The sequence below is a fragment of the Amycolatopsis sp. NPDC005232 genome, from assembly GCF_040607795.1.
GTDB lineage: Bacteria > Actinomycetota > Actinomycetes > Mycobacteriales > Pseudonocardiaceae > Amycolatopsis.
On sequence record NZ_JBEXHL010000002.1, the window covers coordinates 372306 to 387592 of the forward strand.

Below are 15287 nucleotides of genomic sequence, written 5' to 3' on the forward strand. Positions count from 1 at the left end.
CGAGAATCGTCCCTCGTGACGGAAGATCCCGAGGCCGGGCCCACCGAGTGGGTGGGTCGTGAGCCGGTTGGTGTGGGTCCGTGGGTGGGCGAGTGGCCTTCGGATCCGCGGTACGACCCTGAACTGCTGGAGCACGGCGATCGTCGGAACGTGGTGGATGCGTACCGGTATTGGCGCCGTTCGGCCATCGTGTCCGATGTGGATGCTCGCCGGCATCCCTTCCACGTGGCGATCGAGAACTTCCAGCATGACCACAACATCGGGACAGTCGTTCGGACGGCCAACGCCTTCGCCGCTGCCGAGGTGCACATCGTGGGGCGCCGGCGGTGGAACCGTCGCGGGGCGATGGTGACGGATCGGTATCAGCATTTGCGGCATCATGAGGATGTCGCGGGGTTGGTGTCTTTTGCTGCTTCTGCCGGGTTGGCCGTGGTGGCGGTGGACAACACGCCTGGGTCGGTGCCGGTGGAGGTGGCTTCGCTGCCGCGGGAGTGTGTGCTGCTGTTCGGGCAGGAGGGGCCTGGGCTGTCAGAGGAAGCTCAGGCTGCTGCTTCGATGGTGGTGTCGATTGCGCAGTTCGGGAGTACGCGGTCGATCAATGCCGGCGTTGCGGCGGGGATTGTCATGCATGCTTGGGTGAGGGAGCATGCGGATTTGTCTCGGTCTTGGTGATTCCGGAGGAAAACTCCGATTTCAGTGTTACGACGGTCTGGACCACGTGTCAGGCGTAAAGACTCGTGGTCCAGACCGCGCGCTGAGGTAGCCGCTGACGCTGCGAACGGGGCCGCGGCGGCGCCGGATGTTCAGCTGGCTGGGCTCAATTTGTCAGCGCTGGGCCGGAGCCGGAGCGGAGACACCAGTGCGGCGCTGAGCGGGAGCCGGTGCGGAGACGCCGGTCCGACGCACGGGAGTGGCGGCGGTGCCGCGCTGCGCGGGAGCGGAGACGCCGGTCCGGCGGGTGGCCTCCGGTGCGGTGGCCCGCTGAGCGGGAGCCGGTGCCGCGACGGCGGTCCGACGAGTGGGAGCGGCCGCAGTGCCGTGCTGCGCGGGAGCGGGCGCAGAGCCGCCGGCCCGACGGGTAGGTGCGGGCGCAGTGGCCTGGGCGGTGCGCCGAGCGGGAGCCACCGTGCCGCGCCGGGCCGGAGCGGAGACGCCGGTGCGACCGGCAGGGGCCGGCGCCGCCCGGCGCTGGACCGGAGCAGCCGTGCCACGCGGAGCGGGGGCGGTGCCGCGTTGGGCGGGCGCGGGGGCGGCGGTGCGTTGAGCGGCAACCGGAGCCGGAGCGCCGGCGGTCGCGGCGTTGGCGGCCGGGCCGAACAGCGCGAGCGCGCCGCACGCGGCGGCCAGGCCGATGAGACCGGAAACGGTGAGCTTCTTGGCGTTCATGGTGTTCTCCCCGACTGTCGAGTGGATCTTGGGCACCACCGAACGTAGGGGCGGGTTGTCAGGAACCGGTTTCAATCGGGTCAGGCCGGGATCAGGGGGCAGCATCCTGCGGGAACGGGCAGAATCGCGGGTATGAGCGTCGACCGGGTCGGGCGGGCGGCTGAGGCGGAGCGCGCCGTGCGGGGGCGGCACCTGCGGCGCGTCTGGGGCGTGCCCGGGACGGTGCTGGGGCGCAGCGGCTGGCCGCCGACCGCCGGGCAGCGGCTGCACTGGCACTGGAACTACTGGTGGCAGGCGCATTTGCTGGACAGCCTCGTCGACGCCCAGCTGCGCGACCCTCAGCCCGAGCGCGCGAAGGTGATCGGGCAGTTCGTGAAGTCCGTGCACTTGCGCAACTTCGGCAAGTGGATCAACGACTACTACGACGACATTGCCTGGCTCGGCCTTGTCCTGCAACGTGTCCGCGCGCTGGGACTGTCCGATATGGACCGCGCCATCTCGGACATCGACGCCCAGCTCCACGAAGGCTGGACCGACGACGCGGGCGGCGGCATCTGGTGGCGCCGCGGCGACACGTTCAAGAACGCCCCCGCCAACGGTCCCGCCGCCATCTTCCACGCCCGCGAAGGCGACACCACCCGCGCGCGCGACATGACGAAATGGCTCACCGACACCCTCGTCGACCCCACAACCGGCCTCGTCTGGGACGGCCTCCGCGTCGACACCGGCGAACTCGCCAAGCACATCTTCACCTACTGCCAAGGCGTCTACCTGGGCGCGTGCCTCGAACAGTCCGATGTGGAATCCGCTTCACGCACCGTCCGCGCCATCGCCGGCCACCTCGCGCCCGGCGGCATCCTCCGCGGCCAAAACGGCGGCGACGGCGGTCTCTTCGCCGCCATCGCCGCCCGCTACCTCGCCCTCGCCGTGCCGCGCCTGCCCACCCCGGAAGCCGCCACCGCCCGCACCCTCGTCCTCACCACCGCGGACGCCTGCTGGTCAGGCGCCACCGCGACGCCCTCCGGCCCCCTGTTCAGCGCCGAATGGGCCAACCCCGCACCTCCATGCCCGCCACCCCCCGACGCCCCCGAACGCGACCTGTCCATCCAAACCGGCGCCTGGATGCTCCTCGAAGCCGCCGCGACGCTCGCGTAGGCCTCCGCGATAGCGATCATCGATCGAATGTCCGAATTTCGGTCCGGTAGTGGTCAGTGGCCTGTGCTGGGTTGATCAGCACGGTGAAGTCGGGCAGAGCGGTTGGAGCGGGCTCTCCAAGGGAGTCCATCTGCCCTGGTTCGGCGTCCCATTCGAGCAAGGCGACCGTCACGCTCCACCGGCCTGGCGGCAGAGGAACGTGGAGGCCGGCGTCCGCTCGAGCCCCGACTTGTTCGATGCCGCTGATCCTGGCGCTGCCAGCGGTGATGAACAGGTACGACTCCGACGAAACGAGGAGATACTGGCGTTCCCGTTGTGTGAGCTCGGCATTGGCCGACGCCGATCCGACTCGGACGAGGACTTGGAACGCACCGCAACGAGCTGGTGTGAGAACCGAGCGGCAAGATGATCGAGCGGACGCAGAACCGAAAGCTCAGCAGCCGCACGAAGCACGGTGCAGGAACCGCGGCGCCAACCGCACCGCTTCAGGACGGCGGTCCGGCTCCTGCACCCGCGCCATCAACAACTGCACCGCCCGCCGGCCGATTTCCGAGATGGGCTGGGCCATCGTGGTGATGGCGGGGGAGACCGTGCGGGCCCAAGCCATGTCGCCGAAGCCGACGACGGCGAGTTCGGCGCCGATGCGGATGCCGCGGCGGTGGGCTTCCCATTGGACGCCCATGAGCATGGATTCGCCGGCGACCACCACGGCGCTGGGGGAGGGCCAGCCGTCCAGGAGTTTGGCGGCGGCGCGGGCCGCGCCGCCCGGGGAGGACATGCCGCAGGCGACGAGTTCGGGGTTGTAGCGCAGGCCGGTGCGGTCGAGGCCGAGGCGGTAGCCCAGAGTGCGTTCTTCGCTGACGGCCGAGTCGGCGGCGCCGGTGATCATGGCGATGCGGCGGTGCCGACGTGAAGCCAGGTGCTCGACCAGCGAAGACACCGCCTGGATGTTCTCCGAGCCCACCTGGTCGACGTCGTTGCGGCCGGCGATGCGATCGACCAGCACCGTGGGGACGCCCATCCGCACGAGACCGTTGATGACCGCGTCGTCGCCCGGGGCCGGAACCAGCAAGACCCCGTCGACTCGGTCGGCCCGCAGCGCACGCACCACGGCCGCCTCTTCGGCCACCGAATCGTGCGTGTCGGCGAGCATCAGGTCGCAGCCGGCGCGCGCGGCGGCGCCGCGGATCGCGCGCAGCAGATCGCCCGTGTACGGGTTCGCGTGCATGCCCAGGGCAACACCGAACCGGTGGGTGACCGGCGTACCCCAAACCGGGATCTCCGGCGCCAGAGCGGTCATGTCCGTGGCCCTCGTCGTCGTGCTTACCCAACGGTAACCGCTCGGGAGGCCCCGCCGAGCTGCGCGAGAGGCGATCCACTCCAAGAATCACCAGTGTGAGTGAACGGTCAGGCCGCTCCGGCGCACCCGCACGACTGTCGGTGGCGCAGCGTGGGCGGCAGCCGCACGGTCTCGGCCGCGCGCGTCGGCTCGGCGAGGCGGGCCAGCAGCAGCTGCACGGCGCGGCGGCCGATCTCCTCGATCGGCTGCGCCATGGTGGTCAGCGGGGGGTCCACCAGGTCGGCCCACTCGACGTCGTCGTACACGACCACCGGCAGGTCACGGCCGATGCGCAGGCCGCGCCGGCGGGCCTCGTGCAGGACGCCGACCATCATGCTGTCGTTGGCCACCACCAGCGCCGTCGGCGGTTCCGGCAGTGCCAGCAACGTGCTCAACGCCAGCGCGCCACCGTCGCGGTGCGAGTTCCCGCAGGCCACGAGGTCAGGCGACCACGCGAGCCCCGAACGGCCCAAGCCCAGCCGGTAGCCGAGCACGCGCTCGTCGCTGGTCGTGAGGCCCGGCGCGCCGGAGATCATGCCGATCCGCCGGTGTCCGAGCGACGCCAGGTGAGCGGTCAAAGCCGACGTCGCCTGAATGTTCTCCGCCCCGACCTGGTCGACGTCGGTGCGGGTCGAGAGCCGGTCGATGAGCACCGTCGGCACGTCCAGCGACACCAGTTCACCAATCACAGGACCGTCGCCCGGGGAGGGAGTCACCAGCAGGCCGTCGACGCGACGGGATCGCAGGGCCCGCACCACGTCACGCTCGGTCGCCGCCGTGTCGTGCGTGTCGGCGAGCAGCACCGTGTAGCCGTTGGCCGAAGCCTCCCGCTCGATCGCCTGCATCAGGGCCGCGAAGTACGGGTTGGCGACCAGCGAGACCGCCATGCCGATCGAGCGTGTACCGCCCGTGACCAGGGAACGAGCGATCGCGTCACCGGTGTAGCCGGTGGTCTCGATGGCCCGCAGCACCGCGGCCTTCGTGTCCTCCGCGACGGCGCGCGTGCCGTTGACGACGTGGGAAACCGTCGTGATCGACACCCCGGCGAGCTCCGCGATGTCGCGCTGGGTGGGCCGGGAGGAGCGGGTTTGTGGCATGTCAGTCCTTAACCAGGTTCACTCGCAAGCGTTTGCGCAAACGCTTGCGACGTGACATGAGTCTGTCTACCTTGCCGACCATCGGCAACCTCGCAGGAGGGTATTCATCCATGAGACAGCGCAGTCTCACCGCGCTGGCGTTGGCCGCCGTGGTCGGCACGGTGCTAGGCGCCACCGGCTGCACGGTCGAGCGCCACTGGGGCGGCAACACGACCCCGGCCGGCAGCGGCAAGGCCAAGGTCGGGCTGGTCACCAAAACCGACACCAACCCGTACTTCGTCGAGCTGCGCAACGCGGCCAGCGCGGCCGCGAAGGCCAACGGCGCCGACTTCAGCGCGCTCGCCGGCCAGTTCGACGGCGACAACGACGGCCAGGTCCGGGCCATCGAGAACCTCATGCAGCAGGGCGTGAACACGATCCTGATCACCCCGAGCTCGTCCACCGGCGTGCTCAAGGCGATCAAGGACGCGCGTGACGCCGGCGTGCTCGTGATCGCGCTCGACACCGCCACCGAGCCGGCCGACGCCGTCGACGCCACCTTCGCCACCGACAACTTCGCGGCCGGCCAGCAGCAGGGGGCGTACGTGAAAGCCGCGCTCAACGGCGTGGACCCCAAGCTGCTGATGGTCGACGGGACCGCCGGCTCCTCCGTCGACACCGAGCGTCACGGCGGTTTCCTCAAGGGCATCGGCCTCACGGACTCCTCACCCGAGATCAAGGGCCACACCCCCGCCAACGGCGACCAGAGCCTCGCGCAACAGGGCATGGAGAACCTGTTGCAGCGCAGCACGGACATCAACGCCGTCTACTCGATGAACGAACCGATGGGCCGCGGCGCGTACGCCGCGCTGAAGGCCCGCGGCCTCACCGACCGCATCGTGATGGGCTCGATCGACGGCGGTTGCGAAGGCGTGCAGAACGTCAAGGACGGCCTCTACGCGGCCACCGTGATGCAGTTCCCGAAGAAGATGGCCGAACAGGGCGTGCTCGCCGCGGTCGACTACGCGAAGACCGGCAAGAAGCCCTCGGGCTTCGTGAACACCGGCTCCACCGTGATCACCGACAAGCCGATGCCGGGCGTCCCCAGCCAGAACACCACGTGGGGCCTGCAGAACTGCTGGGGAGGCGCGAAATGACCACCGCGACGGTGAACGGGACCCGTGAGCGCGAGTCGCTCGGCGAGTTCCTCCTGCGCGCGCCCGCGGTCGGCCCCGCGCTCGCGCTGATCGTGGCCATCGTGGTCTTCTCCCTGGCCACGGACACGTTCTTCGACCTCGACAACCTGTCCACAGTGGTCCAGCAGTCACTGGTCGTCGGCACGCTCGCGCTCGGCCAGACGCTGATCATCCTCATCGCCGGCATCGACCTGTCCAACGCGTCGTCGATGGTCGTGGCCACGCTGATCATGGCGAAGCTCGCCGCGGCGGGCGCAGGCGGCTTCGTGTCACTGCTCGCCGGAATCGCGCTGACGGTGCTCGTCGGCCTGTTCATCGGCACGCTCGCCACGCGGATCAAACTGCCCGCCTTCATCATCACGCTCGGCACGTTCACCGGCCTGACCGCCGTGGCGAAGCTGATCGCGGGCGGCCAGGCCGTGCCGGTCACCGACGGGCTCCTGCAGTGGCTCGGCACGAAGCGCTACCTTTTCGGCGGCATCCCGATCACCTACGGCATGACGCTCGCACTGATCATGTTCCTCATCGTCTGGTACTCGCTCACGAAAACCGCGTGGGGCAAGCACGTCTACGCGGTGGGCAACGCGCCGGAGTCCGCGCGCCTGTCCGGCATCAAGGTCAACCGCACGGTGATCTCCGTGTACCTGGTCGCGGGTTTCTGCTTCGGCATCGCCGCGTGGCAGGCGCTCGGCCGCACACCGAACGCCGACCCGAACCAGTTCCAGCTCGGCAACCTCGACTCGATCACCGCCGTGGTCCTGGGCGGCACGAGTCTCTTCGGTGGCCGCGGTTCGGTGCTCGGCACGCTGTTCGGCGCACTCGTCGTGGCGGTGCTGCGCTCGGGCCTCACGCAGATGGGTGTGGACGGCAACTACCAGGACCTCGCGACCGGTGCGCTGCTCATCGCTGCCGTGGTCGTCGACCGGATCGCACGGAGGCAGCAGCAGTCATGACTTCCACAGAGCAGTCCGTAGCGCAGAACGGGCAGCAGACCACGCTTTCCGCGCGCGGCCTCGTGAAGCGCTACGGCCGCGTGACCGCCATCAACGGCGCCGACTTCGACCTCTACCCCGGCGAGGTGCTCGCCGTCGTCGGCGACAACGGCGCCGGGAAATCCAGCCTCATCAAGGCGTTGTCCGGTGCGCTGATCCCCGACGAGGGCGAGATCCGCGTCGACGGCCAGGTCGTGCATTTCAAGTCCCCTTTGGACGCTCGCCACCACGGGATCGAGACGGTGTACCAGGACCTGGCCGTGGCTCCGGCGCTCGACATCGCGTCGAACATGTTCCTGGGCCGGGAAAAGCGCCTGCGCGGGCCGTTCGGCGGGCTGGCGCGCAAGCTCGACACGGGCGAGATGCGCAAGGAGGCGCAGCGGATCCTCGACGAGCTGGGCATCAACGTCAAGTCCATCTCCCAGCTCGTGGAGACGCTCTCGGGCGGCCAGCGCCAGGGGGTCGCGGTGGCGCGCGCGGCGGCGTTCGGCACGAAGGCCGTGATCATGGACGAACCGACGGCCGCGCTCGGCGTCGCGGAGTCGGCGAAGGTGCTGGAGCTGATCGGGCGCATCCGCGACCGCGGGCTGCCGGTGGTGCTGATCAGCCACAACATGCCGCACGTGTTCGACATCGCCGACCGGATCCACGTGCACCGGCTCGGCAAGCGCGTGGCCGTGGTGTCGCCGAAGACGCACACGATGAACCAGGTCGTCGGCCTGCTCACCGGTGCGCTGCAGCTCGAAGAAGGCGGTGCGGTCGTGGAAGTCGCGGCCGCCACGCACGCCGGGCTGACCTGACGTGCGCGTGCTGCTGGCGGGGCTGTGCACCGTCGACGTCGTGCAACGGGTGTCGCACTTCCCGGCGCCGGGCGAGAAGGTGCAGTCGCTGCGGGTGGACGTCGCGGCCGGTGGGCCGGCGACCAACGCCGCGGTGACCGTGGCCGCGCTCGGGGCCGCCGCGACGCTCGTGACGGTCGTCGGCGCCCACCCGCTGTCAGCGCTCGCGCACGCCGACCTGATCGCGTACGGAGTCGACGTCGTGGACCTCGATCCGGCCCGCACCGACTCGCCGCCGGTGAGCGCCGTGGTCGTGCGCGATTCCGACGGGGAGCGAACGGTCGTCTCGCGCAATGCGGCTTCCGGTGCGCCGGTGAGGGTTCCGGATCTTTCCGACCTCGTGCGCGAAGCGAATGCGGTGCTCGTCGACGGTCACCACCCCGAGCTCGCGCTGGCCGTCGCGCGGGCCGCGCGATCACTCGGCGTGCCCGTCGTGCTCGACGCCGGCAGCTGGAAACCCGTACTGGAAGACCTGTTGCCGCTGGTGGACGTCGCCGCGTGCTCCGCGCACTTCGCCGCGCCCGGGCCGGGCCTGCGTGAACGCGGAGTACCCGTCGTGATCAGGACCGCGGGGCCGGATCCCGTTCGCTGGAGCACTGCGGAAGACTCAGGCCAGGTGCCTGTCAACGATGTCGAGGCGCGAGACACACTGGCGGCCGGTGACGTGTGGCACGGCGCGCTCGCGCACGCGGTCGCGGCCGGTGGAAGCTCGGTGGACGGGTGGATCCGGCACGCGAACGCGGTGGCCGGCGAGCGCGTCCGCCACGTGGGGCCGCGGTCTTGGACGGCGGCGATCTCGAAGTTGGGACAAGGAGTGCGATGACGGCGTTCGAAGACCTCCTGGCACGGGCCGAAGGGCTCGCCAAGCCGCGGCAGCGCAGCGTGCTCGGCATCATCGGCGCGCCCGCGTCCGGCAAGACCACGCTGGCCTGGGCGATCGCCAACGCGCTGGGCTCCCGCGCGGCCGTCGTCGGGATGGACGGCTTCCACCTCGCGCAGGTGGAGCTGCGCCGGCTCGGGCGTGCCGAGCGCAAGGGCGCGCCCGACACGTTCGACGCGGCGGGCTACGTCCACCTCATCCGCCGGCTCGCGAAGGGCAAGGAAACCGTTTACGCGCCGGAGTTCCGCCGCGAAATCGAGGAGCCCATCGCCGGTGCGGTCGCGGTGGCACCCGAGGTGCAGCTCCTGATCACGGAGGGCAACTACCTGCTGCTGCCCGACGACCCGTGGAGCGGCGTGCGCCAGTACCTCACCGAGGCGTGGTTCCTCGCGCCCGACGAGCCCGAGCGGATCGAACGGCTGGTTTCGCGCCACCGTCGTTACGGCCGGTCACTGGTCGAGGCGCGCCAGCGGGCGCTCGGCTCGGACCAGCGCAACGCCGACCTCATCGCGAGCACCCGTGACCGTGCCGACCTCGTGCTGGAGAACCTGCCGCTCGTGAACTTCGCCCTGTGAGCGGAGTTCTCGTCGTCACGGGCGGCAGCCGGGGGATCGGCGCGGCGATCTGCACGCTCGCGGCCGAGCGCGGCTACGACGTGGTGGTCAACTACTCCGGCGACTCCGAGCCGGCGGCCGAGGTCGTTTCGCAGGTCCGGGCGCACGGACGCAGGGCGCTGGCGGTGCGCGCCGACGTCGCCGACGACCGGCAGGTCCGCAAGCTCTTCGGCACCGCCGGGGAGATGGGGTCGCTGGTCGGCGTGGTCAACAACGCGGCCATCACCGGCAACACGCCGGGGCGCCTGGACGAGCAGAGCGCGGCCACCGTGCGGCGCGTGCTGGAGGTCAACGTCGGCGGAGTGTTCCTGTGCTGCCGCGAGGCCGTGCGGCGGCTCTCGACGCGGTACGGCGGTCCCGGTGGCGCCATCGTCAACGTCTCGTCCACGGCCGCGCGCACGGGCTCGGCGGGCGAGTGGGTGCACTACGCCGCGACGAAGGCCGCGGTGGACACGCTCACGTACGGGCTCGCGCAGGAGGTGGCAGGCGAGGGGATCCGGGTGAACGCCGTCGCGCCGGGCTTGGTGGCCACCGGCCTGCACTCCGCGGCCGGCCTGCCGGACCGGCTGTCGCGGCTGGCGCCCGGGATTCCGCTCGGCCGGCCGGGCGAACCGGGGGAGATCGCCGAAGCGGTGCTGTGGCTTCTGTCACCGGCGTCGTCGTTCACAGTCGGCGCCGTCCTGGAGGTCGGCGGCGGCCGCTGAATAGCGTCCCACCATGTGGTCTTCGCCCATTTCGGCGTTCCGCTGGGGTGCTACTCGTGTTCACGTCATCCCGGCTTGTGGGACGCCGGGCGACGAGGAGATCACGATTCGTGGCGGAAGTCGGTGAATCCGTCCGCCCGATCGGGGCGGCTGTGTCACTCTGGTGGAGCCTCCGGGGCCTGTTGGACGACCGGGGCCGCGGCGGCGCCGGTTCACGGGGTGGGTGACGAGCGCCCCGCGTCGCAATCGCACGGAGTGCGCAGCCGGGGGTCGGAAAGGACGGCCGCGAAAGTCATGCCCAAGCTCACGTCTGTGCACCATCTGGCGCTCACCGTGACCGATGTCGAACGCAGCGTCCCGTGGTACGCCCGGGTGCTCGACCTCGAGGAGAGCCACCGCCGCGAAGACCCTGAAACCGGGGTCCACAAGGTCGTGCTGAAGTCCGCAGGCGACGGGTTTTCCGTCGTCCTGGTCCAGCATCCGGACACCGACCGCCGTTGTTTCGACGAGCGCCGGACGGGGCTGGATCACGTCGCGTTCTCGGTGTCGTCGAAGGCGGAACTCGGTGAGTGGGAGGACCGGCTCTCGGAGTACGGGGTGTCGTACCTGCCGCCTCGCGAGTCGCGGACCTTCGAGGGGTCGTCGGTGATCGTGTTCCGGGATCCGGATGGGATTCAGCTGGAGATCTGGTCGGATCCGGAGCTGTAGGTAGGACGCGGCTCAGCCAAAGAGGTCCGTGCTGGGCCGGGATCGCCGCCGTGCGCTCAGTAGGTGATCGGCGTGGCCGACGCGAAGAGCAGGAGCCCCAAGGTCGCCGTGCGAGCCGGGAAGATCAGGCGTGCGCGTCGTCCGGTTCGTCGACCGGCCGGCGCATCTCCTGGCGGTACCGAAGCACCCCGTACCCCGTCCCCAGCACGAAGAACGCCACCGAAATCCACAGGGCCGCCGTCTTCAGCCACGGCAGGGCGTCCAGCAGGCCGGCGCCGTAGTAGCCCAGCAGTACCAAAGTGGGGACCCACAGCAGGCCACCCAGGCTGGTGGCGAGCACGAACCGCCGGGGGTCCATGCGGGCGGCTCCGGCGATGAGCGGGGCGAGTGTGCGGATCCATGGGATCCACCGCGCCGCGACGATCGCGAAGAAGCCCTTGCGGTCCAGAAACCGTTGGGCGCGATCGAGGTTGTGGCGATTGAGCACCTTGCCGCCGCGGCGGGCGATGAAGCGGGTGCCCGTGCTGCGGCCGATGTAGTAGCCCACCTGGTTGCCGCCGACGGCCACCACGAGTGCGGCGCCGGACAGGAGCCACGCGTTCGCATCGGAGCCGTGCTGGGCGAGCACCACGCCGGCGCCGAAGAGGAGCGAGTCGCCCGGCAGGAAGAGGCCGACGATGAGCGCGCATTCCACGAACACGAAGGAAAGCACGATCACCCAGACGAGCAGCGGGCCGGCGGTGTCGAGCCAGCTCACGCCGACTCCGGCGGCCTCGATGCTTGCGGGGTTCACGCGAAGAGCCTACGTGGCCACGATCGACGGAAAAAAGGAACCATCGAATCCAGCCTTCCGGTCACTTTCGGTATTCCTGGAATGAACTGCGCGTTCACCAACGGCTCAAACGAACGGGCCGCCCGGGACAGTTCCCGGGCGGCCCGAATCGAACAAAACCTTCTAAAACTGCGGCAGGGACTCGCCTTGCACCGCTTCGATGTCCAGCTCCACCTTGACCGTGGTGCCGATCGCGGCGACGCCCGCGCGGACCATCGCGCTGTAGTTGATCGCGAAGTCGTTGCGGTGCAGCTGGGTCTCGGCGTGGAACGCGGCGCGCACGCCGCCCCACGGGTCCGGGCCGTGGCCCTGGTAACGCAGGTCGAGCTCGACCTGGCGGCGTTCGCCGTGCAGGGTGAGCTCGCCGAGCAGCGCCCAGGTGTCCGTGCCGCGCTGCGAAATGCCTGTGCTCTCGAACGTGATCAGCGGGAAGGCCTCCACGTCGAGGAACTCGGCCGAACGCAGGTGGTCGTCGCGCATTTTGATGCCGGTCTCGATGCTGCCCGCCTTGATCTCGGCGAACACCGTCGAACGCTCCACCGGGCGGCGGATGTCGATGCGCCCGCCGACGTCGGGGAACCGCACCTTGATGCTGGCGATGCCCATGTGGCGCGCGGTCGCGACCACCGACGTGTGGACCGGGTCGATCGTCCACGGACCGGGCGGCGGCAGCTCCACGGCCTCGGCCACGGGGGCCAGGGCGATGTCGCCGAGCAGCCCGGCGCCGTCGGAACCGACCTGCACGGTGCGGGCCATCGGCGTGTACCCGGGCGCCGTGATCACGGCGGTGTAGACGCCCGGGGGCAGCGGATCAGTCGCCACCGCCCCCTTCGCGTCCGTGACCTGGCGCGCGATCTGACGGCCGTTGAGGTCGGTCACCGTGAGCACGGCGTTCTCGACCGGCCAGCCCCCACTGGCGCGGAGCTGTGCGCGCAGGCCCCCGCTCATGAGCGGTCGACCAGCTCGTCGAGAGCCTGGTCGTAGCTCAGGCGGACGTCGTGCTCGGCCTCGCCGTCGGTGAGGCTCACCTGGCTGGTGGCCGGCGGGTAACCGCTCGCCACCACCGTGTACGAGCCCACCGGCAGGTCGCTCACCACGTAGCGGCCTTCACCGTCCGTGCGCGCGACCGCCGCGACGTTGCCGTTCGCGTCGAGCACGGTGATCCGCGCGTCCGGCACGATCCGGTCACCCTCGGTGCGCGCGATGCCCTGCATCAGCACGGCACCGGCCAGCTCGACGTCGTGGCGCAGCACGCCGCTGTCGGGCACGGTCAGGGTGACCGCCACCGGGCGGTAGTGCGGGCCGCTCGCGACCAGCGTGTACTGCCCGGCACCGACACCGCTGAAGGTGTAGACGCCGTCGTCGGCCGTGATGAACGCGCCGTTGACCTCGCCGCGCGAGTCGGTGAGGGTCACCGTCGCGCCGGCCAGCGGGGAACCGATCCCCACGGAGCGCACGACACCGGTCAGCTCGCCCGACCCGGTGAGCGTCACGTCGAGCTTCGCCGGCCCGCCGCCGACCACCACGCTGGAGGCCTGCGGCTGGTGGCCGGGCGCGGCCACGATCAGCACGTACGTGCCCGAGCCCTGCGTCGGCACGGAGTAGCTGCCGTCGCCGTTGCCGGTCGCCCGCGCGACCTGGCGGCCCTGCTGGTCGATCAGCGTCAGCGCGGCGGCGGCCACGTGGCTGCCGTCCTGCCGGCGCACGTGCCCGGTCACCGGGGGACCGCCCGCGCCCAGTGGGAGGTCGATGCCCGCACCCGCGGCCGAGTTGGTGATCGGCATGGGCAGTGAGCCCGAAATCGCCTGCGGGTCGCCGTGACCGTTGCCGTTCATCGAGTGCCTTCCCCCTGCTCCGACGAGAACGGGTTCTCGCGGCTGTTCTTCGAAGAGCGAGCCCGGATTGGCCGCCTGGTCGACGATGTCCGTCGGCGTCTCGCTCTCCTCGAGCAGCGCCTCGCCGCCCTCCACCGCCGCGGCGGCCGGGTTCATGCCGGCCAGCGGGATCTCCTTGAGGAAGCACAGCACGATCGTCGCCAGCAGCGCGACCGCGCCCGCCACCCAGAAGACCGTGGTGATCGACTCGGTGAAGCCGATCAGGATCGGCGTCTTCAACGCGTCGGGCAGGGTCTGGATCACGCTGGTGTTGGTCTGGATGTCGGCCAGCTGCGCACCGGCACCGGCCGGCGGGTTGCCGCCGAACGCCTTGGTGATGTTGCCCGGCAGCACGTTGAACAGAATCGTGAGGAACACGGCGACACCGGCCGTACCACCGATCTGGCGGAAGAACGTGGCCGCTGCCGTGGAGGCGCCCATGTCGCTGCGCGGGCCGGCGTTCTGCACCGCGATGACCAGCGTCTGCATGCACTGGCCGAGACCGAGGCCGATGATGGCCGCGGCCACCAGCGGGTGCCACAGCGGCGAGTCGTACTTGACCTGCGCGAAGAAGAACGCGCCACCGGCGATGAGCAGGGTGCCGACGATCGGGAAGATCTTGTAGCGCCCGGTCTTCGACATGATCCGGCCGGAGCCGATCGAGCTCAGCATCAGGCCGCCCATGAGCGGCAGCATCAGCAGACCCGACTGGGTCGGCGTGTAGCCCTGAACCACCTGCATGAACTGCGGGATCATCGTGATCGCGCCGAACATGGCGACACCGACGATGACACCGCCGATGATCGCGACGGTGAACGTCGAGTTCTTGAAGAGCCGCAACGGGATCAGCGCGGCGTCCTTCATCAGCTTCTCGACCACGATGAACGAGATGATGCCGATCGCGCCGACGGCGTAGCAGAGGATCGCCTTGCCGTCGCCCCAGCCCCAGGTCTGGCCCTGTTCCGCGACGATCAGGAACGGCACCACCGCCACGACGAGCGAAAGCGCGCCCCACCAGTCGATCTTGTGCTTCTGTGGCACGTGCGGCACGTTCAGCACCTTGGCGACCACGAACAGCGCGACGATGCCGATCGGCACGTTGATCAGGAAGACCCAGCGCCAGCCGGAGATGCCACCGAGCGTGTCAAAGCCGGCGAAGAACCCGCCGAGCACCGGACCGAGCACAGTGGACAGACCGAAGACGGCGAGGATGTAACCCTGGTACCGCGGGCGTTCGCGCGGCGGCACCACGTCACCGATGATGGTCATGGCCAGCGACATCAGACCGCCGGCGCCGAGACCCTGCACCGCGCGGAACGCGGCGAGCTCGTACATCGACTGCGAGAACGTCGAAGCCAGCGAACCGGCGACGAAGATCGAGATCGCGGCGAGGTAGAACGGTTTGCGGCCGTAGATGTCCGACAGCTTGCCGTAGATCGGCGTCACGATCGTCGACGTGATCAGGTACGCCGTGGTGGCCCACGCCTGCAGGTCGAAGCCGTGCAGGTCGTTGGCGATCTTGACGATCGAGGTACCCACGATCGTCTGGTCCAGTGCGGCGAGGAACATGCCGCACATGAGTCCGCTCAGGATCGTGACGATCTGGCGGTGGCTCAGCCGCGGCACACCGGCCGCGTCGAGGACGGGTGCGCCCCCCCGCTGCTGAGGTTGTTTCTCGATGGTGGTCATGTG

15 protein-coding genes are annotated in these 15287 nt (G+C 70.0%); 9 read left to right on the forward strand and 6 right to left on the reverse strand.

What is annotated here, in order from left to right:
- Positions 1–15 precede the first annotated feature (15 nt).
- Complete coding sequence (locus tag ABZU76_RS05475; RefSeq protein WP_220245258.1) at positions 16–672, forward strand: RNA methyltransferase; 657 nt, start codon at positions 16–18, stop codon at positions 670–672.
- A 153-nt stretch (positions 673–825) separates the two neighbouring features.
- Here ABZU76_RS05475 and ABZU76_RS05480 read toward each other — a convergent pair whose 3' ends face one another.
- Positions 826–1386: a hypothetical protein gene (locus tag ABZU76_RS05480; RefSeq protein ID WP_354865347.1), complete on the reverse strand. Its 561-nt coding sequence runs from the start codon at positions 1384–1386 to the stop codon at positions 826–828.
- A gap of 132 nt (positions 1387–1518) precedes the next feature.
- Between ABZU76_RS05480 and ABZU76_RS05485 the strand changes: the two genes are divergently transcribed.
- The gene (locus ABZU76_RS05485) at positions 1519–2541 is read left to right on the forward strand and encodes a glycoside hydrolase family 76 protein (protein WP_354865349.1); all 1023 of its coding nucleotides are present in this window, start codon (positions 1519–1521) and stop codon (positions 2539–2541) included.
- 433 nt (positions 2542–2974) lie between these two features.
- Here ABZU76_RS05485 and ABZU76_RS05490 read toward each other — a convergent pair whose 3' ends face one another.
- Entirely contained in the window at positions 2975–3841 is an 867-nt protein-coding gene (locus ABZU76_RS05490; protein WP_354865351.1) for a substrate-binding domain-containing protein, read from the reverse strand.
- A 107-nt stretch (positions 3842–3948) separates the two neighbouring features.
- Positions 3949–4977 (reverse strand): LacI family DNA-binding transcriptional regulator, encoded by a 1029-nt coding sequence (locus tag ABZU76_RS05495; protein ID WP_354865353.1) that lies wholly within the window; start codon positions 4975–4977, stop codon positions 3949–3951.
- Between the two features lie 110 nt (positions 4978–5087).
- Between ABZU76_RS05495 and ABZU76_RS05500 the strand changes: the two genes are divergently transcribed.
- From ABZU76_RS05500 to ABZU76_RS05530, 7 genes are all read left to right on the forward strand, one after another.
- Entirely contained in the window at positions 5088–6113 is a 1026-nt protein-coding gene (locus ABZU76_RS05500) for a substrate-binding domain-containing protein (protein WP_354865355.1), read from the forward strand.
- Complete coding sequence (locus ABZU76_RS05505) at positions 6110–7105, forward strand: ABC transporter permease (protein ID WP_354865357.1); 996 nt, start codon at positions 6110–6112, stop codon at positions 7103–7105. Before ABZU76_RS05500 ends, ABZU76_RS05505 begins: the two co-directional genes overlap by 4 nt.
- Entirely contained in the window at positions 7102–7944 is an 843-nt protein-coding gene (locus tag ABZU76_RS05510) for an ATP-binding cassette domain-containing protein (protein WP_354865359.1), read from the forward strand. The genes ABZU76_RS05505 and ABZU76_RS05510 overlap by 4 nt, the downstream gene beginning before the upstream one ends.
- Before the next feature lie 7 nt (positions 7945–7951).
- Positions 7952–8806, forward strand: a complete 855-nt coding sequence (locus ABZU76_RS05515) for a PfkB family carbohydrate kinase (RefSeq protein WP_354865988.1) — start codon at positions 7952–7954, stop codon at positions 8804–8806.
- Positions 8803–9438, forward strand: coding sequence for a nucleoside/nucleotide kinase family protein (locus tag ABZU76_RS05520; protein ID WP_354865361.1), 636 nt, complete (start codon positions 8803–8805; stop codon positions 9436–9438). The genes ABZU76_RS05515 and ABZU76_RS05520 overlap by 4 nt, the downstream gene beginning before the upstream one ends.
- Positions 9435–10181, forward strand: coding sequence for an SDR family oxidoreductase (locus ABZU76_RS05525; protein WP_354865363.1), 747 nt, complete (start codon positions 9435–9437; stop codon positions 10179–10181). Before ABZU76_RS05520 ends, ABZU76_RS05525 begins: the two co-directional genes overlap by 4 nt.
- A 294-nt stretch (positions 10182–10475) precedes the next feature.
- On the forward strand, positions 10476–10889 hold the full coding sequence (locus tag ABZU76_RS05530) for a VOC family protein (protein WP_354865365.1): 414 nt from the start codon (positions 10476–10478) through the stop codon (positions 10887–10889).
- A 124-nt stretch (positions 10890–11013) separates the two neighbouring features.
- Here ABZU76_RS05530 and ABZU76_RS05535 read toward each other — a convergent pair whose 3' ends face one another.
- The 3 genes from ABZU76_RS05535 to ABZU76_RS05545 all read right to left on the reverse strand — a co-directional run bounded on the left by ABZU76_RS05535 (position 11014) and on the right by ABZU76_RS05545 (position 15284).
- A complete protein-coding gene (locus tag ABZU76_RS05535; protein ID WP_354865367.1) occupies positions 11014–11682 on the reverse strand; it encodes a DedA family protein in 669 nt (222 codons plus the stop codon).
- Between the two features lie 162 nt (positions 11683–11844).
- Entirely contained in the window at positions 11845–12669 is an 825-nt protein-coding gene (locus ABZU76_RS05540; protein WP_220245271.1) for a YceI family protein, read from the reverse strand.
- Complete coding sequence (locus ABZU76_RS05545) at positions 12666–15284, reverse strand: MFS transporter (protein WP_354865369.1); 2619 nt, start codon at positions 15282–15284, stop codon at positions 12666–12668. The genes ABZU76_RS05540 and ABZU76_RS05545 overlap by 4 nt, the downstream gene beginning before the upstream one ends.
- Positions 15285–15287: the final 3 nt, after the last annotated feature.

Bases quoted from the DNA above. Each gene is read 5' to 3' on its own strand.
- ABZU76_RS05485 (WP_354865349.1), top strand. From the start codon at position 1,519: ATGAGCGTCGACCGGGTCGGGCGGGCGGCTGAGGCGGAGCGCGCCGTG.
- ABZU76_RS05500 (WP_354865355.1), top strand. From the start codon at position 5,088: ATGAGACAGCGCAGTCTCACCGCGCTGGCGTTGGCCGCCGTGGTCGGC.
- ABZU76_RS05530 (WP_354865365.1), top strand. From the start codon at position 10,476: ATGCCCAAGCTCACGTCTGTGCACCATCTGGCGCTCACCGTGACCGAT.
- ABZU76_RS05545 (WP_354865369.1), bottom strand. From the start codon at position 15,284: ATGACCACCATCGAGAAACAACCTCAGCAGCGGGGGGGCGCACCCGTC.
- ABZU76_RS05505 (WP_354865357.1), top strand. From the start codon at position 6,110: ATGACCACCGCGACGGTGAACGGGACCCGTGAGCGCGAGTCGCTCGGC.
- ABZU76_RS05510 (WP_354865359.1), top strand. From the start codon at position 7,102: ATGACTTCCACAGAGCAGTCCGTAGCGCAGAACGGGCAGCAGACCACG.
- ABZU76_RS05490 (WP_354865351.1), bottom strand. From the start codon at position 3,841: ATGACCGCTCTGGCGCCGGAGATCCCGGTTTGGGGTACGCCGGTCACC.
- ABZU76_RS05540 (WP_220245271.1), bottom strand. From the start codon at position 12,669: ATGAGCGGGGGCCTGCGCGCACAGCTCCGCGCCAGTGGGGGCTGGCCG.
- ABZU76_RS05480 (WP_354865347.1), bottom strand. From the start codon at position 1,386: ATGAACGCCAAGAAGCTCACCGTTTCCGGTCTCATCGGCCTGGCCGCC.
- ABZU76_RS05495 (WP_354865353.1), bottom strand. From the start codon at position 4,977: ATGCCACAAACCCGCTCCTCCCGGCCCACCCAGCGCGACATCGCGGAG.
- ABZU76_RS05520 (WP_354865361.1), top strand. From the start codon at position 8,803: ATGACGGCGTTCGAAGACCTCCTGGCACGGGCCGAAGGGCTCGCCAAG.